The organism is Pseudomonas bubulae (assembly GCF_900618535.1).
GTDB lineage: Bacteria > Pseudomonadota > Gammaproteobacteria > Pseudomonadales > Pseudomonadaceae > Aquipseudomonas > Aquipseudomonas bubulae.
Genome location: NZ_UYJA01000004.1, coordinates 585888 through 608820 on the forward strand (window position 1 = coordinate 585888; position 22933 = coordinate 608820).

A 22933-nucleotide genomic window follows, 5' to 3' on the forward strand; every position below is an offset into this window, starting at 1 on the left:
GCGTTTTGGTTTTCGGGCGTTCATATCCAAGGAGCAGTCGATGAGCAAGGTTAGTGTGCTGGTGGTAGATGACGCGTCGTTTATTCGTGATCTGGTTAAAAATTGCCTGCGTAACTACTTCCCGGGCATCAGGATCGAAGACGCGGTCAACGGCCGCAAAGCCCAGGCCTTGCTGTCCCGTGAAGCCTTCGATCTGGTGCTGTGCGACTGGGAAATGCCGGAGATGTCCGGCCTTGAGCTGTTGACCTGGTGCCGCGAGCAAGACCGTCTGAAAACGCTGCCCTTTATCATGGTCACCAGCCGTGGTGACAAAGAGAACGTGATCCAGGCCATTCAGGCCGGAGTTTCGGATTTCGTCAGCAAACCCTTCACCAATGAGCAGCTACTGTCGAAGGTGAAGAAGGCGTTCACCAAGGCGGGATTGCTGAGCGCCGTGATGGCCAGCACCCCGACGCGGGTTAATTCGGCCTTTGGCAATGACTCGCTGAATGCATTGACCGGTGGCAAGGCGCAGGTCGTGACCCCGACGTCGGTGACATCTGCCCCGGTTGCCCCGGCACCACGGCCGGCACCTGTCGCGGCACCGGCGCTGACCAGCCGTGGTCAGGGGCAACTGCGTTTGCCCAGCGGTACCCAAACCTGCGTGATCAAGGCGTTGAGCCTCAAGGAGGCGCTGCTGGTGGTGCGTCGTGGCGAAGTGCTGCCTCAGGTACTGGACAGTGCCGTACTCGACCTTGAGCAGGGCGAGAACGCCGAGGTGGCGCGTTTGAACGGTTATCTGCATGCCATCGTGGCATTCGAGCCAAAACCGGACAGTGCGTGGTTGCAACTGACCTTTCGCTTTGTCGATCAGGACGCCGACAAAATGAACTATCTCTCGCGGCTGATCGCCCACGGCACGGCGCAGAAGCATTTTGTGCCGGGTGCGTGATGACAGGAGCCTGTGTAGCCGCGGCCTCGTTCCTTCAGCAGCGGCTACAGGGCGAATGCAACCCGCCAGCTATCGATCCAGAAATGCCAGCTGATAGGTCTCGCGATCAATCATCACCAACTGCACATTGTTGATTCGGGTGTTGGCCGGCTTGCCGTTGACGGCCACCGATGTTTCGATCCGGTAGATACCCTGCGGCGCACGCTCATCGAGGGTGATGGTGAAGGTGTTCTCGTAACCGCCACTGCCGCCTTTGGTGTTCGCGATCTTGCTGCCTTCTTTCAACGGCTTGGCCTCGTTGGGCGCAAACAGGCGGATCTCTTCCTTGATTTCGCTGATCGGCTGGGTCGCGCCGTTGATCGCAACAATATTGGAAACCACGGTAATCGGTTGACCCCGTTTGATGGTCATACCGGGCTGGATACTGGTGTCGTAGCTAACCAGTTCTGGCTGGGCCGGTTGTTTCTTGCCCGAGGTTTTATATTGTTGTTCAACTTCTTGAGCGGTTTTGGTCTGTACCGACTTGGCATTGATCGCGAAACAGGCGGCCATGCCGGCAACCCCGCCAATCAATACGCCTGCGCCTTTATCGTTGGCACCGCTCACAGCAGCACCCGCTGCCGCACCTGCTGCAATTGCCAGCCCGCACTTCATCCAGTCGCTGCCACTCCAGTTGGTCGGGTTGATGCTGGCAGAGTCGATATTGGCGCAGCCTTGCAGACCCAGTAGCGAAGCCAGGCCCAAGGCCAGCAAGCGTTTATCCAAAGAGTTGGAGGGCAATTTCATCAGTAACTTCCAAGTAAGAGAGGGGAAAACTCATACACCCTGATTATTCGATCCGGGTTCGATTCAGTGCTTCTTTGAGTTGTTGTTCAGCCTGGCGGATGATGTTGCGCGCCCGACTATTGTTTGGGTCCATACCCAGCACGACCCTGGCCACGGCAATTGCAGACTGGTACTCCCCGGCATTGAGCGCGTTTTGCGCTTGTTGCAGGGAGGCATTAACAGCTTTGGCAGCCTGTTGCTGCTGTTGGTCACGCACCTGGCGATCGGCCGCTTCCTGGCGCTGGCGCTCAAGAGCTTGCTGTTCGCGCAAGGCATCGGCTTGTCGCGCCGCCTCGGCGGCCTGGGCTTTGAGCAGCTGCTGTTTTTGCGCCGCATCCTGCAATTGTTGCTGGCGCGCCTGGGCGGCCTGCGCACGCTGCAGCAGACTCAAGGCGCGAGGGTCATTGCTGTCCTGTTGCAAGGCAAGCCCGGCATTGTCCAGCGCGCAAGCAAAGTCCCTGGTGTCAAAACAGCTCTGACCGGTTTGCAAAAAGCCATCGAGCTTTTGCTGGCTTTGCCCGGCCATCATCTTGATTGCAACGTAGCCGCCCACCACCACTGCCAGAGTTACAACTGCCATTATCAGGGCCGGTTTTCTGTTGGTGGGCGCTGGTGTTGCGGCAGGCGGCGCAGGTGGGGGAGCCGCCGGACCTGGTACAGGTGTTGGCGCTGCAGCAGGTATGTCCCGGGGTGGTGGAGCACTGGCAGGTGTGACGGTTGCTTTGGGTGCAGGGGTGGCTGGCCGAGCCTTGGGTTCAGCTGCCGGTACCGGGGTAACCGCTGCGGGCGCCTGCTGAAGCGGGGCGCCGCAGAACGGGCAGTATTTAACTGGGCCGCAGAGCCCCTGACCGCAGGCGCTGTTGGCGCATGAGGTCGGGAATGCAGAGGCTTTGGCTGACGATGCGGACATGGTCTTCTCGTGTGCGCTCAAGGTGCTGGCGGTGGAGCCGGGGCTGTCAAAGGAGGGCCGCCCACGGCTGGCGCAAACAGGTGCGCAAGCTCCATGATTTGCCCGGCCGTCTGCCAGGCAGGCATGCCTTCACGCCACAGCAGGCTGTCGCGGGTGATTTGCCCGGACTGCACATATTGCTGCAATTGCTGGGTGTTGTAAGGGCCGTAATTGGTCCCGCTGACACTCAGGTGGTAGCTGTGCTGTGGTGCGGCGAACGGTGGTGGTGCGCCGTTACCTGCTGCTGGCGGTGGTGGAGCCATACCTGCTGGCGGGGCTGCACTGGCTTGGTTGAACAGGTTTTCCAGCCAGCCTTCGTTAAAGAACTCTTTAACCACGGTGAGTTTTTCGCCGTGGAGGGCATCCACTTCTTCTTTGTACACATCAGCCAGGGAGCCTTCGATATGACGGCCCCATTGCCCTTTGTATTGCTCGGCAAGCGTACGCAGCTTTTTCGCGTCAGCTGGAGCCTGACGGTTCAGTCGAGCCAGATATTCGTTCTTCAACAACTCGGCGATCTTGAACGGAAATGCTTCAAAATTGCTGGATACACCTTTCTCGTTCGTGCGTTTCTGCGCTTTGTAGGCGCTGGTACTTAAATCTTCGAACACTTCTACCAGCGCCGCCACTTGAGCGTTATCCAGGCGCAAGGACTTCTCCTTGACCTGCGCAGTAATGTCGGTGCGATGAATACTGTGGAAGCCGCTTTGACGAATGGAGAACTCATCACCAATGGTGAAGTTGTCCTTGGCGATGAGGAACTCGTACAAGCCGTTGTTCAGACGCTCCAGGATGCCCAGTGCAATAGCGTGCAGAAAGAGTTTGAAGTCTTCGGCAAACTGGCGGTATTGCTCCTGGTTGAACTGGATGGGCTGCACGAACTGGCTGATGCGTTTGTGCACATGCAACGGGATGATTGCACTTTCTTTGCGATAGCTGGCCAGGTAAGTCGACAACTGGGTCAACGCCGGGATCGGGAAACCGCTTAACTCGGTGTAGCAAATCAGTTTGCCGGGCATACCGGACTCCACAAACTGAATTTGCCCGGCGGTCATCCCCGTGCCTTGCGGCAGACACTGGGCCAGTTGGGCGCCATAAGTGCGGCTGAACTCACTGGCGTTTTGTACGCCAATCAGACAGGTGTAAAGGTCTTTGTGAATATCAAAGTCGCCATTGAGGTTCAGTGGCACCCAGGGCATGGCCCGCTGCAGCAGCAGGCGGAATTTCTCGCGCTGTTCATCCGGGGTCAGCGCAGCCAGGGCCGTCATCAGCGGATCGACGCCCGGCAGATTCTTCGGCAACTGCTGTACGGCCTTGTTGCGTAGCTTGAGCAGCAACTCTTCCTGGCCTTCTTGAGTCTGCAGTTTGCCAAACAAGGTTTTCGAGCCGCCGAAGTCCTTGAATGCATCCTTGGCCCACTCACGTACTTGCTGGCTGTCGACGGGTTGTTCGTCGTCGTTTTTCACCAGTTGCAGCGGGATCAGCGTGGCGTGTTGGGTGTGGATGCTCGCCTTGATTTTGGCGATATTGGCATCGATACCTTTGAGCAAGTTATCGACTGCGTTGCGGCCATCCTGCAGGCGGCCGACAAAGCCACTCCAGAGTGGGCGGCCGTTGTTGTCGACCGATTCCTTGCGCCCCAACCATTCGGAAATGTCGCGCAGCAATTGTGCAGCCTCGCGGGCAGCGACCGAGCGCACATAGAACAGCAGGCTGTCGCGCAGTGTGTCTTTGACTTGGCTGATCACGGTGTCGGCTTGTTTTTCTTTACCGCTCAGGCGGGCCAGCAGGCCTTTGCCCGTGGTTTCTTTCAGACGCTCGAATTCCCGGGCAAGCTCTGACGACTCGAGCTTTTCAGACAGTTCCTTGAAACGCCCGGCGTTTTTTTCCAGTGCGGGAATGATGCCGTTATCGTTTTCAAGACGGTCCTTGATCATTTCGACCAGCGCCAGGGTGTAATCCAGCCCACCGCGCTCGTCGTCGTCGAGACGACGGAACAGCTGCTCGGGCAAGCTGTCTTCACGTGTCCATTGAGCGAAACGCTTGAGCCGGTTTTCCTTGATGCGCACCTCATGGTTGCGCTCGGCGCTGTCGATGGAACTGCCTTTGGTATCACGTTCCAGTTGCTGCTGAATTTCGCGTACCAGTGTCAGCCATTGATCCTTATCGGCGCCGCCGTTCTGCAGGCGCTCGAACAAGACCTCGACCTTTTGTTCGATCTGGGCAATGACGCTGTTGTCACCCTCGACCTGCAGCAGGTCATCGGCAATCTGGTAGTGAGTGAACTCACCCGTAGCCTGGGTCAGCTCTACGCGAGACAGAAACTCGGGTAGATCTGTGAACGTGCGCGCAGTGATTGTCAGCTGTTCCTTGAGGAACTCGTCGCGCTCTTTATCGGTCGGGCGATTGCCCGTGACTTCCGCGTTGGCCACACCAAAGAATGCCTTGAGCATGTGTTGCACTTGCTGGTTAAGGCGTACGTTCTGGCGGGCATCGATCTGGGTGTCGAGCACCGCCTGCCCTACGGAGGAGTAAGCGCGCGGGAAGCGCAGCTTGGTGTCGCTGCCGTAATCTTGCGGCAGGCTGACGTCAAAGCTACGGATCTTGAACTGGTTCTGGTTGACGGCCACCGAGCGCTTTTTGTTCGCGAAGTCTTGCGAGGTGAAGTCGGTGAACAACACATCGGAGACCATCTCGTAGATGTCTTCCTGGTTTTCGGTTCTGGCTTGCGCGACATTGCCGTTGTCGAGGATGAACACATCATCGTAGGGACGTGATTCGATAAACAGGTTGTCGGTGGCGTCCCAGTGCTTGAGCAACGGGTTGCCGCGCATGCAGGTTTCCAGTTCCATCAAGGCGGCGTAGCCGTTTGCCTGTACCCGCTCGGTATTGAAGGCATTGAAGCCGCCTGGCAAAACAAAAAACAGGTCGACCTTGCCGGAGATATTGTTTTCTTTAAGGATTGCCTTGGCCAGGTAGCCCATGTCCAGAAATGACCCTGAACCTGTGCCGCCCGCTGCAGACCCGGTGATGACGATGCGGATTTTGCCGGGGTCAATTTCCAGGCCGAGTTTTTTCAGCTTGTCAGCCTGAGTGCCGATGTTGTTGAGCAAGCGCCCGACCTTGTCGCGCAATTTGTCGCGAATGGTGGGGTATTTGTCGAAAAAATACAGGCGGGACAACGCGCGAATCTGTCCGGCCCCTTTGGAAGGGTCAATCCCCAGGGATTTGATCTTGTCCGGCGTCAACGGGAACCACTCGGCCACCTCACGGTGACGATTGAGCTCATCAATGGAGTGGGTGTACTTGCTCAGGTGCAGAGGTTCAATGACTTTTTCTTCGGAGGTGAAGGCCACCTGCTCGGCAAGTACGTCAGTTTTGACCGATTTGCCATCCTGGGTCACTTCGCCGGAGTCGAGGTCGAAGTTGATGAACTGCACCAGCGGAAAATCCGAAATGTGCTGTACCTGATTGTTTCCTCCCCAAATGGCATTGAGGATGCGCCGGCGCAGGCGGATGTTGACCTTCATGCCGGTGCCGCCCAGGGCGATAAACAAGGTGGGGTGAATCTTTTCACTGACCGGAGGGGTTGCCGGGCCGGAAGGTTGTGCACTCTTGTCCATCTAAAACTCCATGAGCCCTTGGGGCTAACCGATGATCTCGGCGTGTTGATCCACAAATCAGGTAAAGCGGGCCAGGGGCGGGTTGTTCCCCCCGGCGTTAGGGTTTAGCGTTTGGCCGAAAACGTCATCAGCCATGCCACCAGCGAGATGGCAGCTACGCCACCCAACGGTGCGATGTAGAGCGGCGCAAGGAACTGCCCCGAGTTGAGTACGGCGAGCACGGCCATGATGGCGATCATCAACAGGCCCAGAAACAGGAACCAGCCCGAGGCGTTTGCCCGGCTCGGTGCGACACGCTCACGTACGCGCCAGTTGGCATAGGCGTTTTTGATCACGAAAAACAGGATGGCCAGTACCACCAGCACGGCGACGCCAATCAGGGCATCGCGGCTGTCGACTTTCTTCGCCCCGAGGTCAAGGCCCAGCGGTTGCGGCGCGGCCAGAGTGGTGGTCATGGGCGACGGCGCAGGTGCAGGGCTTTCGCTTTCGATAGGTGCTGGCAATGTGCTGGTCTGTGCCATGTATAAAACTTCCTTGCTATGCGTGTGGGGTTACTTGAGTCGTACGGCGGTATCGGGCTGGATATTTTCCAGGCGGGCACCAAACAGGCCGCGCTTGAGGGTCGCGACCCTGTTCTGGTTTGAATCGTATACGCCGGCACTGCTGAAGGGCTTGAGCGGATAAGACTGGGGCACACCTTCGACGATCACGGTCAGGGTCTTTTTGCCTGCAATCAGCAAGGCAGCCAGCAGGGCGCCAATCAAGAGCAGAATAAACAGCCCCAGCAGCATGAGCACCGGACCGAGCGGGTAGCTGATTTTCAGCACAACCGGCAGACGGGTCTCGGAAGTAGTGGCTTCACCGGAGGGGATAAATACGTCAGGCAGGGCGTCACCGGGGAACAGTTCATTCATGCGCGCAATGAACCCCTGGGAGATACGCAGTTGTTGCTCGCTGAGATTGATGCTGATGCTGCCGGCGCGTTGGTAACCGCTGGAAAAGATCACATCGCTGGACCATTGCGATGGCAGGGGCGGCAGTTGCAGGCTGATCTTCAGCTCGTCGGAGCGGGCGCCTGGCTCGAGGTCTGTCAGGCGGTCCAGCGATATATTCGAGTTCAGGGCTTCGCCCGGCATGTCCAGGGTCATGCCTATTTTCGCGTCATGAATCTGGTAAGGGTTGAACTGGTTTTCGAATTTGCCCAGCAGCACTGCCGTTTTCGGTGAGCTGTCGACGTTGATATTGAGGATGACCGTTTGCTGGTCGGGGGCCAGTTCGGCACTCACATCCCGAGTGTCTTCAACACCGGTAGGAATAAAGCGCACGGCAGCCTGGGTCAACGGCTTTAACCGTACCCGGTCATCTTTAAGCAAGCTGGCGAGGGCAGGCTGATTGAGCACCTGCTCCAGTGCGACACCGGCTTTTTGACCATAGGCCAGAGCGTAGATCATCAACCCGTTGGCTTCGTAGTTGGGGCCTTTGACCGGCATTTTCTGCGGGAAGGCGGCAATCCGGGTGATAGCTGCTTCGCTATGCAACAGGTCGTAGAATTCGCGGTTTTTGGCCTGGGTTTCGCTGCTGTTGTTCGGGCTGTTTTTATTGTTGGTGATGATCCAGACAATACCCTCGCGACCTTCCAGCCCGGTGGTGATTGAGGCCAGCAAAGCCTCTTTGAAGTCCGTGTCGGCATAGGCACCGCTGGCTTTGCGCTCCAGCTTCAAGCCATTGACGTAGTTGGGCAGTGCAGCGTGGTTGGCCGGGCCGCGATAGATCCACTCGGGCGAAGGGTGCTGACTGTCAGCCTGGTTGAACCCGCCAATGACGACTTCTGCGCTGCCGGCAGCAGTGCCCACCAGTTGGGTGACCATCGACTTGAACGGCGATGACGGGTCGCTGTAGAACGGCTCCATCCAACCTGAATTTTGTACCAGGAATACCTGGCGCAGAGGCTCTGCGCTGGCCACGCTGCTGGCAAGTACGAGGGAGAGCAACAGGCAGCGGCGCAGCCAGAAGGTCAAGCATTCCATCGGTAAAGCGCTCCGCATGAGTCGATATACAGCCACATTGCGTTATCAAAAAAGAACCACTGGGCATTCCAGGGTTCGCTGGCGCGGGCACTGATCGAAAAGCGCTGATCACCAATCTGCTCGAAGCAATAATCAACGTCCATTGGCTGGCGGCTGTCGAAAAAGGTTTCCAGCGTACTGGACTGCTGGGCCCGCATTGAGAGAAGTCGCTTTTGCGTGGCGAATTCGATGAAGGGCTGCACCACTTCACGGGTGGTGGGCTCGATATTCTCGTCGTGTTCGCCCCAGGGCAACTCAAGCCGGATGTTGTATTTAAAGCTCAAATGCCCGGTGCTCAGGCGATACCCCTTGATGGGCATCGGCAGGTCGGTAGCACCCGGATCCAGTTGCAGGTAATGCTGACCGTCGGCATCGAAGATCAGCTGCCACAGGCCCCTGCCGTCCAGAAACGGTGGCCCTTGCTCGGGATGGGCGGTGGCGTTGTTGGGCCACGGATGCCATTGGGCCTTGAGTTCGCTGCCTTGGGTCAGGCTGAGGTAGCCGTGTTCACCGATCCACAACAGGCGGCGGGAGGCTGCGTCGAGAATCGGCGCCGAGAGCCGGGTCATGCGCTCATGGTCAGCGCCTTCAACCAGGCAACGGTCCCACCCGTAGAGGCTGGCAGGGTTGACGATGCAAACGTGGCCGCTCTTGAGCTGAGGCAAATAAGACTGGCCTTCCAGCGTGCCAGGGCCGGCCAGCGGGCTGCCGTCGTCGCGCAAGGTTTGGTAACGCAGTGTGAGTGGGTCGACACTGACTAACGTCGCTCCGCTATCGCTGGAGAGCAACAGGTGCTGCTGGTTTTCGTCCACGTGAAGGGCGACTGACCAGGCCCAGCTTTCCAGGCGAGAGCGACCGATGGGTTCGCTCTTTGGCAGTAACTCAAGCCACTTGCCCGAGCCTCTTTGCCACAGGAACAAGCTGCCTTCGCGGCTTAGTGCGTACAGGGCTTCGCGATGCCCGCCGAGGTTGGCGGCGAGGAAGTTGAGGCCGTTCTTGCGAGGCAACTCAATAATTAGCTTGCGACTGTTCAGGTCACCCTGGCGGGTATCGAGCAACTGGCTGTACAAGCGCGAGCTGATCTCCTCGGCCGAGGACAGTTTGCAGCGCTCATTGATCACGCGAGAGCCACTGCCATCGCCATAAGGCGGTAGCCAGCGGGTAGTTGTCTGGTAGGCGACCTTCGGCAGTTCTTTGCCTGTGCTGGGGCAAAACGCGAATGCAGCAGGCAGGTAGTTGCCGGGAGAGGTATCAGGCGCGGGTGTTGCCCCGACCAGATAATCCAGATCAACCAGCTCGGCCGGGGGCTTGGTACCAGCGACCTGGTGCAGAGAGAATGTACCGTCATCTGCTTGCAGCCACTCCTGGTCGCCTAGCGTCCAGACAGAGGTGCGGTCGTTTCTGGCTATCTCCATATAATCCTGCCGATACCTGTAAACGGTGCATGCCAGTCCCTGCCGGGGTTATGGCAAGCACTTCACAAATGAGAGGGTGTGACTCAAACGATGGTGTGGCCAACGGCATTGATCAGTGCCGAATAATGGCGCGGTGCCACTTTCCATCGCGGAATAGTGGCAGAATGATAGGGCTTGTCAACCGAACTTTAGTTCGGTCAGGGCAGCTGCAAACCGCCGGATGCCTTGTGGATTGTCCGTAGATGTTCGCCGATCAGTTTGACGTTGGCTTCGGTGGCTGCAATTTCGGCTGCACGGGCAGGTTCCAGCAGGCTGCGCACCTCCTTGTCCAGATCAGTGGTCAGACGCAGTAGCTGCTGCTGGCGCTGACTGCTTTCTGATTCGAGCTTTTCCCACTCCCTGGTTTGCGGCAAGCCGTAGCCGTCGCTGCCGAGCAATTCTGCCGGGCGGCTGAGAAAACCGCTGCTGGCAAGAATTTCCTGCAGGGTCTTGTTGGCTTTGTCCATACCGCCATCCTTGAGCTGGCGTGCGCCCAGGTACTTTTGCTTGACCTCATCCTGTGCCAACAGCAGTTGCCGACGAAAGCTGGCTTGTTCCAGCAGCAACAATGCCGCACTGGCGCGCAGATCGGCTGGCTCAAGCCATGGGCGGCGTTCTGCTGCATCAAGGGCCAGCCAGTCTTCGACTGTGGTTTGCTTGATCGGCAAGCGGGTTTTGAGAACATCAAACATCGCCTGGTAGCGATCACGGTAGGAGTCAAAGCGATAACCCAGGCGCAACGCCTCTTTGGGATCCTCCAGCACGCTGGTATCGGCCAGACCGCGAGCCTTGAGCACTTCGAGCAAACCATTGGGCACAATGCTGTCCAGGCCTTTGAGCCGGGCATTGTCGCTACCGCTGCGCAGCAGTTTGAGGGTTTCAACCGCACAGTTATTGGAGATGAAGTAGTAGTCGCCGTCATAGCTCCAGTGCATCTCGGCGGCGTGTTCAACCACTTCTTCGATTTCAGGGCGGCTCAGTTTGAGCGGCACGGAAGCCAGGCTGCGCAGTTCGGTTTTAGTGTATTCGTCAATTACCTGGGCCAGCGGCAATACGAAAAGGCGCGATGGGTAAGCGCCTGTCAGGCCGTCCCAGCTTGAGAGCTGTACGTCATTGACGAATGCCCGGTAGGACAACACTAAGTGTTCTTGCAGGTCGAGTCGGCAGTCCGGCCCGCGTGGGCGGCCCGGGGCACAGATCACCAGGCGCAACATGCTATGGCCCCAGCGGCTGGCCCATTCCTGATTGGCCTCAGCCAGCAGGTAGTCGACGGCGTAGACCCGCTCGGGATCGACGGTACCCAGTGGCTGTTTGGCGAAATCGTTGCCGGCATTGAGGAAGGCAAAACCCTTCGGGCATTCGTCTCTGGCGGCAGGCGCCCAGCCGAAATGCTGCTGGTAGTAGCGATACAGTGCCGGGCGGCGGCAGGCGTAAGCCGGGTCGAGGAGGAAATACTCCATGTTGACTGCGACAAATTCCTTGGGGCTGCTGACTTCGTACAGGTCCGGGCTGCGCACCACCTGATGATTGTCTTGCTCGCGCTCGCCCCGGCGCCCCACGTATTGCTGCCAGCCGGCCAGATCAAGCAGACGCGGGTCATCGCTGAGGGTGAAGCGGCGTCCGGCTTGCCCGCGGCATTGGTCGGGCAGGCCAATCAGCCCCGTGTTGCTGTTTTGGCGGGTGCAGCGGCGTATCAGCGTGCGCTCGTCCGCGGGCCAGAGGCGGGCACGGTCATATAGGTGTGTCAGTTCGTGCAAGACGGTGGCGAGCATCTCCCGGCGCACAGTGCCGTGGGGGCGGTTGGTCTGCAGGCGGGCAGCGGAACCATCGGTCAGCCCGGCCAGCAGCTTGCGATTAAGGTCCAGCTCGGAGGTCAGCGAAGCCTGGCCGTAAGCGTTGGCGGGCATGTCATCGGTCCACCCCACCAGGACTTGCCGGTCCAGTTGTTCGATAAAACGCGGTGGCAGTCTCTGCATGGCTTCATCAAGCAGGGCTTGGCTGGCCTGTTGCTCGGCCGGGCTCAGGCCCTCGGTCTTGAGTTGCAGATGCAGCGCGGCCTGGGCGCTGCTGGCAATCAGCAGCAGGCCACAGGCGGCGAGCCAGCGCGTTAACGGCCTCACAGTGCGAGTATGGCTTCGGCGAGGTCGTGATCGCTGGCGTTACGGGCTTCAGGCACGCGGTCGCGCAAGGTGCTGAAGGCCGCCTCCAGTTGTACGCCGCGAATATCGCCTTGGCTGGCAACGAAAGTGGCGGCGTCGTCGTGGGCTTCGCGCACTACTTTAGAGTCACGGATGGAGGTAGTTGTATCGGACGTAAAATCGATGGTGCGGCCAAAAGCACGCACGATGATGTTACTGGTCTGCACGACGGTCTGTGCCTGTGCCACATCGGCAAGCAGCAAAAGGCCAAGAGTGGCGACAATCAAAGGGCTACGCATGAATTTTCTCCAGAAAAAGCGGGTATTTATTGGACGAGAATTGTCTGTGCCAGTTCAAGGTCGCTGGCACTCAATTTTGGCTGGTTCTGGCGCAGATAACGCAGGGCAGACTCCAGCTGTGCGCCTCGCGTCTGGCCATCACTGGCAATAAAGACGGCGGCATCATCCTGGGCGGCACGTATCAGTTTGTGATCAAAAGGCGCGGACGTCACTTTACTGGTGACATAACCACTGAGCACCACATTTTGCGTGGTCAGGTCGAAGGCGTTGGCTGATTGAGTCCAGCAGAGTGCAAGCAGAGCTAATAAGGAAAAACGCATGGTCTCGAGGCTGTTTGAATGAGCGCCAAGGCTAGCGTAATGGCCGGGGCAGGGCCAGCGTGGGGGCGTTGTTGAAATTTTTTTCATGCCTGCACGGTATATGTGGGAGCGGGCTTGCTCGCGATTGTATCGGCGCGGTTTACCTGAGAAATCAGGGCGCCTGAATCGTGAGCCAGCCCGCTCTCACAGAGTGCTGACCCCGATCAGATCGTCAGGATCGCCTGGGCCAGCTGTGCATCGGTGGCCTGCAGCTGTGGTGCTTGCTGGCGGATGGCATCGAAGGCGCTTTCCAGTTTCACGCCACGGATGGCGCCTTCGCTGGCCACAAAGCTGGCAGCGTCGTCACGGGCTGCGCGCACGATCTTGTTGTCACGAAACGAGCCGGTAGCATCCGATGTCAGGTCGGTGGTGGCTTTGAGCGTACCCACGATGCCATCGGTGGTGGCGATGAAGCTCGTGGCGTTGGCGCTTGCAGCAACAGCCAGCAGAACTGCGGCACTAAGTAGGCGAAGAGTGGGCATGGTAATACTCCTGAACATGAACTAATGAAAATAGACGGTTATGGGCCGAATAGTAGGCTCAGGGTTGCTTCAGGCAAAGGTTGTTTTGTCCGAAGCGCGTATCAGGGTGCTCTGAATCAGGTATCAGGCAAACTGTACCTGTGGTATTTCAATTAATTTAAAACTGTACTTGTCACTTTGCAAGTGGGCAAAACTCGGCCCTAAAACGACAAAACCCGTCAGCGGTAATCCGCGACGGGCTTTGTTTTTTCAATTCAGGTTGCTGGCGGTGGACCGGTGGTCAGGGCCAGCGAGCGCTAATCAGCGCCAGAACGGCTTGCTCAGCTCTTCGTAACGCTGTGCTTCGCTAATCCCGGCATCAGCCAGAAGACGCGAGTCCAGGCGAGCCAGTTGATGGCGGCTGGAGATACGGCGCTGCCACAACATCAGGTTGGCAAGTACGCGCAAAGGCATGGAAGCCTGGGAGTTTACAGTGCTGCTTTCGCTGAACAGTTCGGAACTGAGTGTACGTTCCATGGTGACATCCTTCCGCTTGTGGCGGCATTGGCTAGTGGTTTAACTGATGCCAATGATCCTCCTCTTTGTCCAGGGTCTCTAGATACAGTTCATCTGTATTGCGATGGGCCAGTTAACTGTTTATGCACGCTGTACGGGCACAAATAGACTCAACTGTACCTGTCCGCACCTAAGTGGTGCGAAATTGGCCCGAAGGTGAGTCAAAGGGAGTGTTACGGATGGGAAATGACCAGTACAGCAGTACAGTTTTTGAAATATAAGGCATAAAAAAGCCGCTGACGTAACAGTATTTACGTCAGCGGCTGTCTAGCTCGCGGGTTACGGCAGCATTTTCCCGGTTTCTTCCAGGTTGATATGCCAGCTCAGGGCTTCGCGCAGGATGTGCGGGGTGTGGCCGCCAATCGCACAGGCCTTGGCGAAGTAGTCATTGAGAGCTTCACGGAAGTCCGGGTGCACACAGTTGTCGATAATGACCCGTGCGCGCTCACGCGGCGCCAGGCCACGCAGGTCGGCCAGACCCTGTTCGGTAACCAGGATGTCGACGTCATGTTCGGTGTGGTCAACGTGGCTGACCATTGGCACCACGCTGGAGATCGCACCCGCCTTGGCAATGGATTTGGTCACGAAGATCGCCAGGTGCGCGTTGCGGGCAAAGTCACCCGAACCGCCAATGCCGTTCATCATCCGCGTGCCGCACACGTGAGTGGAGTTGACGTTGCCGTAAATGTCGAACTCCAGGGCGGTGTTGATGCCTATGATACCCAGGCGACGAACCACTTCAGGGTGGTTGGAAATCTCCTGCGGGCGCAGGACCAGTTTGTCCTTGTAGCGCTCCAGATTGCCAAATACGTCCGAGTTGCGACGCTCCGACAGGGTGATGGAGCTGCCCGAAGCGAAGCTCATCTTGCCCGCGTCGATCAGGTCGAAGGTCGAATCCTGCAGTACTTCGGAGTACATGGTCAGGTCTTCGAACGGCGAGTCGATCAGGCCGCACATCACCGCGTTGGCGATGTTGCCGATACCGGCTTGCAGCGGGCCGAGCTTGTTGGTCATGCGCCCGGCTTCAACTTCGGCTTTAAGGAAGTTGATCAGATGAAAGGCGATACCGTCGGTTTCGCTGTCCGGCTCGGACACGGTGGATGGCGAGTCCGGCTTGTTGGTGATCACGATGGCGACGATTTTTTCCGCCGGGATCGGGATTGCGGTGCTGCCGATACGATCGTCGACCTTCACCAGCGGGATCGGTGTACGCGTCGGACGGTAGGTCGGAATATAGATGTCGTGCAGACCTTCCAGGTTCGGGTTATGCGCCAGGTTGATCTCGACGATCACTTGCTTGGCGAAAATCGCGAAGCTGGCGGAGTTGCCCACGGATGTCGTCGGAACAATATGACCTTGTTCGGTAATGGCCACTGCTTCAATAACTGCAATGTCCGGCAGCTTGAGCTGATTGTTGCGCAACTGCTCAACGGTTTCGGACAAATGCTGGTCGATAAACATCACTTCACCGGCGTTGATCGCCTTGCGCAGAGTGCTGTCTACCTGGAACGGCATGCGACGGGCCAATACGCCGGCTTCCGTCAGTTGCTTGTCGAGGTCGTTGCCCAGGCTGGCGCCGGTCATCAGGGTGATTTTCAGCGGCGACTTCTTGGCCCGCTCGGCCAGGGCCTGGGGGACGGCTTTGGCTTCGCCGGCACGGGTAAAACCGCTCATGCCGACAGTCATGCCGTCTTGGATAAGGGCGGCGGCTTCTTCGGCGCTCATGACCTTATCGTGCAGGGAGTTCAGGCGAATACGTTCACGGTACATGGATTGTTATCTCGGGCAACGGAAGCAAGAGGCGCAGTCTATTCATTTTCAGAGCCTTGCGTCCCGCTACCATGGTCGAATGCCAGCGGCCGATTTAGAGCCTTTGGTCGGGTTCCTTGGAAAAAGAAAAACCCCGGCCAATAGAGCGCCGGGGTTCTCGATGTTGCGTTGGTGCGCGATGTTACTCGACAGCTTTAACCATATCTTCAATAACTTTCTTGGCGTCACCGAAGACCATCATGGTTTTATCCAGGTAAAACAACTCGTTATCCAGACCGGCATAGCCGCTGGCCATTGAGCGCTTGTTCACGATGACAGTCTTGGCTTTATAGGCTTCGAGGATCGGCATGCCGGCAATCGGCGATTTTGGATCGTTCTTGGCCGCCGGGTTGACCACGTCGTTGGCGCCCAGTACGAGCACCACGTCGGCCTGGCCGAACTCGGAGTTGATATCTTCCATCTCGAACACCTGGTCGTAAGGCACTTCGGCCTCGGCCAGCAGTACGTTCATATGGCCTGGCATGCGGCCCGCAACCGGGTGAATCGCGTACTTCACGGTCACGCCGCGGTGAGTCAGCTTTTCCGTCAGCTCTTTAAGTGCGTGTTGTGCCCGTGCCACGGCCAGGCCGTAACCCGGGACGATGATTACGGTGTCGGCGTTGGTCAACAGGAAGGTGGCGTCGTCCGCCGAGCCGGATTTCACCGGACGGGCTTCTTGCGCACCGGCCGGGCCACCGACGTCGGTTGCACCGCCAAAGCCGCCGAGGATCACGTTGAAGAACGAACGGTTCATCGCCTTGCACATGATGTACGACAGGATCGCGCCCGAAGAACCTACCAGCGAACCGGCAATGATCAGCATCGAGTTGTTCAGCGAGAAACCGATACCGGCAGCCGCCCACCCCGAGTAGCTATTAAGCATCGACACCACCACAGGCATGTCGGCGCCGCCAATCGGGATAATGATCAGCACACCCAGCACGAACGCCAGAGCCAGCATCAGCGCGAAAGCATTGAGGTTGCCGGTCAGCATAAACGTGATGCCCAGGCCCAGCGTGGCCAGGCCCAGTACCAGATTGAGCTTGTGCTGGCCGCCGAATTGTACCGGTGCACCCTGGAACAGGCGGAACTTGTACTTGCCCGAGAGTTTGCCGAAAGCGATCACCGAACCGGAGAAGGTGATTGCACCAATGGCCGCGCCCAGGAACAGCTCCAGACGGTTGCCCGCCGGGATGGCGTCGCCCAGGTGTTTGACGATGCCCAGCGATTGCGGTTCGACCACGGCTGCAATGGCAATAAATACCGCCGCGAGGCCGATCATGCTGTGCATGAAGGCAACCAGCTCAGGCATTTTGGTCATCTCGACCCGCTTGGCCATGATCGAGCCTGCTGTACCGCCGACCAACAGGCCAACAATGACGTAGCCGATACCAGCGGTGGCAATCTCGGCGCCCAGCTTGTAGATCAGGCCAACCGTGGTAATGATCGCCAGACCCATGCCGAGCATGCCGAACAGGTTCCCGCGACGAGAGGTGGTGGGGTGCGACAGGCCTTTGAGGGCCTGAATGAAGCAGATCGACGCAACCAGATACAGAACAGTAACCAGGTTCATGCTCATGGCTTGCGCACCTCTTCTTTGGCTTTAGGTGCTTTCTTCTTGAACATTTCCAGCATGCGCCGGGTGACCAAAAATCCACCGAATACGTTTACGGCAGCCAGCGCGACTGCCAAGGTGCCCATAGTTTTACCCAGGGGGGTAACGGTCAGCGCGGCGGCGAGCATGGCGCCTACAATCACGATCGCCGAGATGGCGTTGGTAACGGCCATCAGCGGGGTGTGCAGCGCAGGTGTAACGTTCCAGACCACGTGATAGCCCACATAGATGGCCAGCACGAAGATGATCAGGTTGTAGATACCGGGGGAGATGAGCTCTTCCATTATTATTGTCCTCAGCCGTTTTTGCGCACGACTTGACCGTCGCGGCACATCAGGCACGCGGCGACGATGTCGTCTTCAAGGTTGATCTGGAACTGCCCTTCGGAGGTGAAGACCAGCTTGAGGAAGTCCAGCAGGTTGCGGGCGTAGAGTGCCGAGGCGTCCGCAGCAACCATGGCGGGCAGGTTGGTGTGGCCGACGATGGTTACGCCGTGTTCAACCACGACCTGATCGGCGACGGTCAGCGGGCAGTTACCGCCCTGGGCTGCAGCCAGATCGATGACCACTGAGCCCGGCTTCATCTGGGCTACGGTTTCTGCGCTTAGCAGCACCGGGGCTTTACGGCCCGGGATCAGGGCTGTGGTGATCACGATGTCAGCCTGCTTGGCGCGCTCATGCACGGCCAGTGCCTGGCGCTGCATCCAGCTGGCAGGCATCGGGCGGGCGTAGCCGCCTACGCCAACGGCGCACTCGCGTTCTTCGTCGGTCTCATAAGGCACGTCGACAAACTTGGCTCCAAGCGATTCGATCTGCTCTTTAACCGCAGGTCGCACATCGCTGGCTTCGATTACGGCACCCAGGCGCTTGGCGGTGGCAATGGCCTGCAAACCTGCAACACCGGCACCCAAAATAAGCACGCGAGCGGCTTTGACGGTACCGGCGGCGGTCATCAGCATCGGCATAAAGCGCGGATAGTGGTGAGCGGCGATCAGGACGGCTTTATAGCCGGCGATATTGGCTTGGGATGACAGCACATCAAGACTTTGCGCACGAGAGGTTCGTGGAGCAGCTTCGAGAGAGAAGGCGGTGATCCCGCGCTCGGCCAGTTTGGCAATGGTTTCATTGCTGAACGGGTTAAGCATGCCAATCAGCACGGTGCCGGTTTTGATCAGGGCCAGTTCGCTGTCGCTGGGGGCGACAACCTTGAGAATCAGCTCTGCGCCGAAAGCATCTGTAGCGTTGCCAATAGTTGCGCCGGCGGCTTCATAAGCACTGTCGATAACGCTGGCATTAACGCCGGCGCCGCTTTGAACAGTCACTTTATGGCCTTGGCCGATCAGCTTCTTGATGGTTTCCGGGGTTGCAGCAACCCGCGTTTCACCCGTATGGGTTTCGAGAGGAACACCAATGTGCACGTCATATCTCCTGCGTGATCTTTTATAAGAAAGCCAGCGCACTACGGATGGTGCGACTGGGGCGGCCGATCAGCACGATCCCACCAAAAGTATGGGTGGGGCGGGGCATTCTGCTGGCAATTTTTTTGCCCTTCAAGGACTTATGGAGGATGACGAGATACAAACTACAAGTCATGCAGTGACCGAATGTCGCAATGGTCGGCTGCATGCCTGTAAATACGTGGCTTACAGAAGATTTGACGTTTTTTTGAGTTTTTTTCAGATTTCTTTTGGTTATCGCTGCATAACTTTGAGAAATACCCTGTAGGCCGCGTGGTTACTGGCCTGCAGGTTTGTCCAGTTAGACCAAAGTCCCGAGTGTCAAAACGCGACATTTACTTATATATGTAGTGACTTTTTATGCTGCGCTACATAGTTCGTGCGGACGATGCGATCCTTTAAATCAGGCTGTAGCCCTCGGCCTGCTTGATCAGCCAGTCCCGAAAGGCCTGCAATGAAGCCGACTCAATTTTGCGTTCGGGGATCATCAGGTAGTAAGCCCTGGTGCTGGGCAGACTGCTGTCATTGGCAATCACCAGGCGTTTTTCGGCCAATTCGCGCTGAATCAAAAAGGGCGGAATCAGGGCGACCCCCATTTCATGCATGGCCGCCTGAGCCAGCATTGAAAAGAGCTCATAACGTGGGCCGCTCATATCGCGTGGCACATTTATGTCCTGGGCGTTGAACCATTGGCGCCAGGCGTAGGGGCGGGTGGTTTGCTGCAGTAGGGGGAGTTCGGCGAGGGTGTGCGGGGAGAGGCTCTTATGCGGGCCCAGCAGGTTAGGACTACACACGGGTACCGGGTTTTCTCCCATCAGGCGGTAGGACGAAGTGCCGGACCAGTCAGCATCACCGAAGTAGATGGCAGCATCGAAGTCGGTATCTGCGAACAGAAAAGGGCGTGTGCGGTTGGTCAGGTTGACCGTGACATCCGGGTGCTGTTGCTGGAAGTCCTTGAGCCGGGGCAGCAGCCATTGCGTGCCGAAGGTGGGCACCACGGCCAGCTCGATCACGTTGGCGCCTTGTTGGCCCATGACGGACAGCGTGTCCCGTTCTACAGCATCCAGTTGGATTGCAATGCGCCTACTGTAGGAGATGCCGGCTTCTGTCAGTTTTACGCCACGCTTGGAGCGTCGGAACAGTTCTACACTCAGAAACTCTTCCAGGCTGGCGATCTGTCGGCAAATAGCCCCTTGAGTGATGGAAAGCTCTTGTGCGGCCTTGGTAAAGCTTTCATGGCGCGCAGCCGCTTCGAAGCTGATCAGGGCGGTTGTGCTGGGGATCTTGCGGCGCATGTACGGCTTCCTCACTAAATACAGTCAGAAATGGCTTTCATGTGGTTTACGGAGTGAGAAATTATCACAGCATCGTGTCGAATCCTCGTTTGTCCTTCTATATAGAGGGAGCCTAGGATCAGTGCACGATATTTGATCTATTACGCGAGGGTTCTCTCATGGCGGGTAAAGCAAGCTTCAACTGGATTGATCCACTGTTGCTGGATCAGCAGCTCACTGAAGAAGAGCGCATGGTGCGCGACAGTGCCGAGCAGTTTGCTCGGGACAAGCTGGCGCCGCGTGTACTTGAGGCTTTCCGCAATGAGAAGACCGACCCTGCAATTTTCCGTGAGATGGGTGAGACCGGTTTGCTGGGCGCGATGATCCCTGAGCAGTACGGCGGCAGTGGCCTTAACTACGTCAGCTACGGCCTGATTGCCCGCGAAGTGGAGCGTGTCGACTCGGGCTACCGTTCAATGATGAGCGTGCAGTCCTCCCTGGTAATGGTGCCGATCAATGAGTTCGGTACCGAAGCGCAGAAGCAGAAGTACCTACCCAGGCTGGCATCTGGCGAGTGGATTGGCTGCTTCGGTCTGACTGAGCCAAACCACGGCTCTGACCCTGGTGCGATGATTACCCGTGCGCGTTCGGTAGAGGGTGGCTACAGCCTGACGGGCAGCAAGATGTGGATCACCAATAGCCCTATCGCCGATGTGTTTGTAGTGTGGGCGAAGGACGATGAAGGCGACATTCGTGGCTTTGTTCTTGAAAAAGGCTGGAAGGGTCTGACTACACCTGCGATTCACGGCAAGGTCGGTTTGCGTGCGTCCATTACCGGCGAAATCGTCATGGACAACGTATTTGTGCCGCAAGAGAACATCTTTCCGGATGTGCGCGGCCTGAAAGGTCCTTTTACTTGTCTTAATTCGGCTCGTTACGGCATCTCCTGGGGGGCGCTGGGCGCAGCCGAGTTCTGCTGGCACACCGCGCGCCAGTACACCCTTGACCGTCATCAGTTTGGCCGGCCTTTGGCTGCGACCCAGCTGATCCAGAAAAAACTGGCTGACATGCAGACCGAGATTACGCTGGCCCTGCAGGGTTGCCTGCGTCTGGGGCGGATGAAGGATGAAGGTACCGCGGCGGTTGAGATCACTTCGATCATGAAGCGCAACTCGTGTGGCAAATCCCTGGATATCGCACGCATGGCTCGCGACATGCTGGGTGGCAACGGAATCTCCGATGAGTTCGGCGTGGCGCGCCATCTGGTCAACCTGGAAGTCGTGAACACCTATGAAGGTACGCATGATGTGCATGCCTTGATCCTTGGGCGTGCGCAGACCGGTCTTCAGGCGTTCTATTAACAGGAGCTCGGCTCATGGGTGCTTTATCGCATTTGCGGGTGTTGGATTTGTCTCGTGTGCTGGCGGGGCCGTGGGCGGGGCAGATACTGGCTGACCTGGGGGCTGAAGTAATCAAGGTTGAGCGCCCGGGCAATGGTGATGACACCCGGGCCTGGGGGCCCCCCTTCCTTAAAGATGCTTATGGTGAGAGTACGGGGGAGGCTGCCTATTACTTGTCAGCCAACCGCAACAAGCAATCGGTAACTATTGACTTCACCAAGCCGCAAGGCCAGCAACTGGTTCGCGAGCTGGCAGCCAAATCCGACATCCTGATCGAGAACTTCAAGGTGGGTGGTCTAGAGGCGTATGGATTGGACTACGCGTCGCTCAAGGTATTGAATCCGGACTTGATCTACTGCTCGATTACGGGGTTCGGCCAGACTGGCCCTTATGCCAAGCGGGCCGGCTATGACTTTATGGTTCAGGGGCTGGGTGGGTTGATGAGCCTGACCGGGCGGCCTGAGGGTGATGAGGGTGCGGGGCCGGTGAAGGTGGGTGTTGCGCTGACAGATATCTTGACCGGGCTCTACTCGACGGTTGCGATCCTGGCAGCCCTTGCCCATCGTCAGCATGATGGTGGCGGGCAGCATATAGATATGGCGTTGCTGGACGTGCAGGTCGCTTGTTTGGCTAATCAGGCGATGAACTATTTGACTACAGGTGTGGCTCCGCAACGCCTGGGTAATGCCCATCCAAACATCGTGCCTTATCAGGATTTTCCGACGGCAGATGGTGACTTCATTCTTACTGTGGGAAATGACAGTCAATTCCGCAAGTTTGCTGAAGTAGCTGGCCGACCGGAGTGGGTCGATGATCCGCGTTTTGCTACCAACAAGTTGCGTGTGGCGAACCGGTCGGAGCTGGTACCGCTCATCAGGCAGGCAACGGTGTTTAAAACCACCGCTCAGTGGGTTGCACAGTTGGAGGCTGTCGGCGTGCCTTGTGGGCCCATCAATGACCTGGCGCAGGTGTTTGCTGATCCTCAGGTTCAGGCCAGAGGGTTGGCGATGCAGTTGCCCCATGCGCTGGCGGGGCTGGTACCCCAAGTGGCGAGCCCTATCCGGTTGTCCAAAACCCCGGTGGAGTATCGTAATGCTCCTCCTTTGCTGGGTGAGCATACCCGGCAGGTGCTGGAGCAGGTACTGGGGTTGAAGGCAGCAACGGTGGAGGCTTTAAGGCGGTCGGGTGTTGTGTAGCTATATAGAGGGGGCGTTAGCCCCCTCTATATAGCTGTATTACGGGTGTTTCTGGATTAAGTGATAGAGTCGCTCAATTAGTCCTTGACTCAGTTTTGTAACTGTCTATAATTCGCCCCACTTCCGGCGCAGTCGAAACGGAAAACTCCTTGAGTTTCAATGAGTTGGATGGTTTTCGGTGGTGTCAGCTTCAAGTCATCGAAGCAGGAAATGAGGTGTTGACAGCAGCGTGTAACGCTGTAGAATTCGCCTCCCGCTAACGAGAGATCGAAAGCGCAAGTGGTTGATGTTACAGAGGAAACTTTGAAAACATCTTAAAATAACCGCTTGACAGCAACAGAGGCTGCTGTAGAATGCGCGCCTCGGTACAGCGAAAGCTGACCAACCGCTCTTTAACAATTGAATCAAGCAATTCGTGTGGGTGCTTGTGGAGTCAGACTGATAGTCAACAAGATTATCAGCATCACAAGTTACTCCGCGAGAAATCAAAGATGTAACCAAC

At 57.6% G+C, this 22933-nt stretch carries 19 protein-coding genes; 3 read left to right on the forward strand and 16 right to left on the reverse strand.

What is annotated here, in order from left to right:
* Nucleotides 1–40: 40 nt before the first annotated feature.
* Entirely contained in the window at nt 41–931 is an 891-nt protein-coding gene (locus PPTH39_RS17280) for a response regulator (RefSeq protein ID WP_094999521.1), read from the forward strand.
* 69 nt (nt 932–1000) lie between these two features.
* Here PPTH39_RS17280 and PPTH39_RS17285 read toward each other — a convergent pair whose 3' ends face one another.
* The 16 genes from PPTH39_RS17285 to PPTH39_RS17360 form a co-directional block, all read right to left on the reverse strand.
* Complete coding sequence (locus PPTH39_RS17285; protein ID WP_095017952.1) at nt 1001–1717, reverse strand: hypothetical protein; 717 nt, start codon at nt 1715–1717, stop codon at nt 1001–1003.
* Between the two features lie 43 nt (nt 1718–1760).
* Nucleotides 1761–2336 (reverse strand): hypothetical protein, encoded by a 576-nt coding sequence (locus PPTH39_RS17290; protein ID WP_095021419.1) that lies wholly within the window; start codon nt 2334–2336, stop codon nt 1761–1763.
* Nucleotides 2337–2683: 347 nt separating this feature from the next.
* Nucleotides 2684–6328, reverse strand: a complete 3645-nt coding sequence (locus tag PPTH39_RS17295; RefSeq protein ID WP_094999518.1) for a tubulin-like doman-containing protein — start codon at nt 6326–6328, stop codon at nt 2684–2686.
* 104 nt (nt 6329–6432) lie between these two features.
* Nucleotides 6433–6849 (reverse strand): hypothetical protein, encoded by a 417-nt coding sequence (locus PPTH39_RS17300; RefSeq protein ID WP_095023126.1) that lies wholly within the window; start codon nt 6847–6849, stop codon nt 6433–6435.
* Nucleotides 6850–6879: 30 nt separating this feature from the next.
* Nucleotides 6880–8355, reverse strand: coding sequence for a hypothetical protein (locus tag PPTH39_RS17305; protein WP_095024787.1), 1476 nt, complete (start codon nt 8353–8355; stop codon nt 6880–6882).
* On the reverse strand, nt 8343–9809 hold the full coding sequence (locus tag PPTH39_RS17310; RefSeq protein ID WP_130872239.1) for a hypothetical protein: 1467 nt from the start codon (nt 9807–9809) through the stop codon (nt 8343–8345). Before PPTH39_RS17310 ends, PPTH39_RS17305 begins: the two co-directional genes overlap by 13 nt.
* A gap of 197 nt (nt 9810–10006) precedes the next feature.
* Nucleotides 10007–11968, reverse strand: coding sequence for a DUF7844 domain-containing protein (locus PPTH39_RS17315; RefSeq protein ID WP_130872240.1), 1962 nt, complete (start codon nt 11966–11968; stop codon nt 10007–10009).
* Nucleotides 11965–12285, reverse strand: coding sequence for a DUF2388 domain-containing protein (locus PPTH39_RS17320; RefSeq protein ID WP_016782951.1), 321 nt, complete (start codon nt 12283–12285; stop codon nt 11965–11967). The genes PPTH39_RS17315 and PPTH39_RS17320 overlap by 4 nt, the downstream gene beginning before the upstream one ends.
* A 26-nt stretch (nt 12286–12311) precedes the next feature.
* On the reverse strand, nt 12312–12605 hold the full coding sequence (locus PPTH39_RS17325) for a DUF2388 domain-containing protein (protein ID WP_094999513.1): 294 nt from the start codon (nt 12603–12605) through the stop codon (nt 12312–12314).
* A 203-nt stretch (nt 12606–12808) separates the two neighbouring features.
* Nucleotides 12809–13126 (reverse strand): DUF2388 domain-containing protein, encoded by a 318-nt coding sequence (locus PPTH39_RS17330; RefSeq protein ID WP_094999512.1) that lies wholly within the window; start codon nt 13124–13126, stop codon nt 12809–12811.
* 300 nt (nt 13127–13426) lie between these two features.
* Complete coding sequence (locus tag PPTH39_RS17335) at nt 13427–13642, reverse strand: DUF1127 domain-containing protein (RefSeq protein ID WP_094999511.1); 216 nt, start codon at nt 13640–13642, stop codon at nt 13427–13429.
* A gap of 318 nt (nt 13643–13960) precedes the next feature.
* Nucleotides 13961–15451 carry an acetyl-CoA hydrolase/transferase family protein gene (locus PPTH39_RS17340; RefSeq protein ID WP_094999510.1) on the reverse strand — a complete coding sequence of 497 codons (1491 nt, stop codon included), beginning with the start codon at nt 15449–15451 and terminating at the stop codon, nt 13961–13963.
* Between the two features lie 181 nt (nt 15452–15632).
* The gene (locus PPTH39_RS17345; RefSeq protein WP_094999509.1) at nt 15633–17069 is read right to left on the reverse strand and encodes an NAD(P)(+) transhydrogenase (Re/Si-specific) subunit beta; all 1437 of its coding nucleotides are present in this window, start codon (nt 17067–17069) and stop codon (nt 15633–15635) included.
* Entirely contained in the window at nt 17066–17389 is a 324-nt protein-coding gene (locus PPTH39_RS17350) for an NAD(P) transhydrogenase subunit alpha part 2 (RefSeq protein WP_003438157.1), read from the reverse strand. The genes PPTH39_RS17345 and PPTH39_RS17350 overlap by 4 nt, the downstream gene beginning before the upstream one ends.
* A gap of 11 nt (nt 17390–17400) precedes the next feature.
* Nucleotides 17401–18522: a Re/Si-specific NAD(P)(+) transhydrogenase subunit alpha gene (locus PPTH39_RS17355; protein ID WP_094999508.1), complete on the reverse strand. Its 1122-nt coding sequence runs from the start codon at nt 18520–18522 to the stop codon at nt 17401–17403.
* A 437-nt stretch (nt 18523–18959) separates the two neighbouring features.
* A complete protein-coding gene (locus PPTH39_RS17360) occupies nt 18960–19856 on the reverse strand; it encodes a LysR family transcriptional regulator (RefSeq protein WP_095017960.1) in 897 nt (298 codons plus the stop codon).
* 158 nt (nt 19857–20014) lie between these two features.
* Between PPTH39_RS17360 and PPTH39_RS17365 the strand changes: the two genes are divergently transcribed.
* The gene (locus PPTH39_RS17365; protein WP_130872241.1) at nt 20015–21196 is read left to right on the forward strand and encodes an acyl-CoA dehydrogenase; all 1182 of its coding nucleotides are present in this window, start codon (nt 20015–20017) and stop codon (nt 21194–21196) included.
* Nucleotides 21197–21210: 14 nt separating this feature from the next.
* Nucleotides 21211–22431, forward strand: coding sequence for a CaiB/BaiF CoA transferase family protein (locus PPTH39_RS17370; protein ID WP_095021413.1), 1221 nt, complete (start codon nt 21211–21213; stop codon nt 22429–22431).
* Nucleotides 22432–22933: the final 502 nt, after the last annotated feature.

Excerpts from the sequence above, each read along its gene's own strand:
- PPTH39_RS17280 (WP_094999521.1), top strand. The coding sequence starts at position 41 with ATGAGCAAGGTTAGTGTGCTGGTGGTAGATGACGCGTCGTTTATTCGT.
- PPTH39_RS17285 (WP_095017952.1), bottom strand. The coding sequence starts at position 1,717 with ATGAAATTGCCCTCCAACTCTTTGGATAAACGCTTGCTGGCCTTGGGC.
- PPTH39_RS17290 (WP_095021419.1), bottom strand. The coding sequence starts at position 2,336 with ATGGCAGTTGTAACTCTGGCAGTGGTGGTGGGCGGCTACGTTGCAATC.
- PPTH39_RS17295 (WP_094999518.1), bottom strand. The coding sequence starts at position 6,328 with ATGGACAAGAGTGCACAACCTTCCGGCCCGGCAACCCCTCCGGTCAGT.
- PPTH39_RS17300 (WP_095023126.1), bottom strand. The coding sequence starts at position 6,849 with ATGGCACAGACCAGCACATTGCCAGCACCTATCGAAAGCGAAAGCCCT.
- PPTH39_RS17305 (WP_095024787.1), bottom strand. The coding sequence starts at position 8,355 with ATGGAATGCTTGACCTTCTGGCTGCGCCGCTGCCTGTTGCTCTCCCTC.
- PPTH39_RS17310 (WP_130872239.1), bottom strand. The coding sequence starts at position 9,809 with ATGGAGATAGCCAGAAACGACCGCACCTCTGTCTGGACGCTAGGCGAC.
- PPTH39_RS17320 (WP_016782951.1), bottom strand. The coding sequence starts at position 12,285 with ATGCGTAGCCCTTTGATTGTCGCCACTCTTGGCCTTTTGCTGCTTGCC.
- PPTH39_RS17325 (WP_094999513.1), bottom strand. The coding sequence starts at position 12,605 with ATGCGTTTTTCCTTATTAGCTCTGCTTGCACTCTGCTGGACTCAATCA.
- PPTH39_RS17330 (WP_094999512.1), bottom strand. The coding sequence starts at position 13,126 with ATGCCCACTCTTCGCCTACTTAGTGCCGCAGTTCTGCTGGCTGTTGCT.
- PPTH39_RS17335 (WP_094999511.1), bottom strand. The coding sequence starts at position 13,642 with ATGGAACGTACACTCAGTTCCGAACTGTTCAGCGAAAGCAGCACTGTA.
- PPTH39_RS17340 (WP_094999510.1), bottom strand. The coding sequence starts at position 15,451 with ATGTACCGTGAACGTATTCGCCTGAACTCCCTGCACGATAAGGTCATG.
- PPTH39_RS17345 (WP_094999509.1), bottom strand. The coding sequence starts at position 17,069 with ATGAGCATGAACCTGGTTACTGTTCTGTATCTGGTTGCGTCGATCTGC.
- PPTH39_RS17350 (WP_003438157.1), bottom strand. The coding sequence starts at position 17,389 with ATGGAAGAGCTCATCTCCCCCGGTATCTACAACCTGATCATCTTCGTG.
- PPTH39_RS17360 (WP_095017960.1), bottom strand. The coding sequence starts at position 19,856 with ATGCGCCGCAAGATCCCCAGCACAACCGCCCTGATCAGCTTCGAAGCG.
- PPTH39_RS17365 (WP_130872241.1), top strand. The coding sequence starts at position 20,015 with ATGGCGGGTAAAGCAAGCTTCAACTGGATTGATCCACTGTTGCTGGAT.
- PPTH39_RS17370 (WP_095021413.1), top strand. The coding sequence starts at position 21,211 with ATGGGTGCTTTATCGCATTTGCGGGTGTTGGATTTGTCTCGTGTGCTG.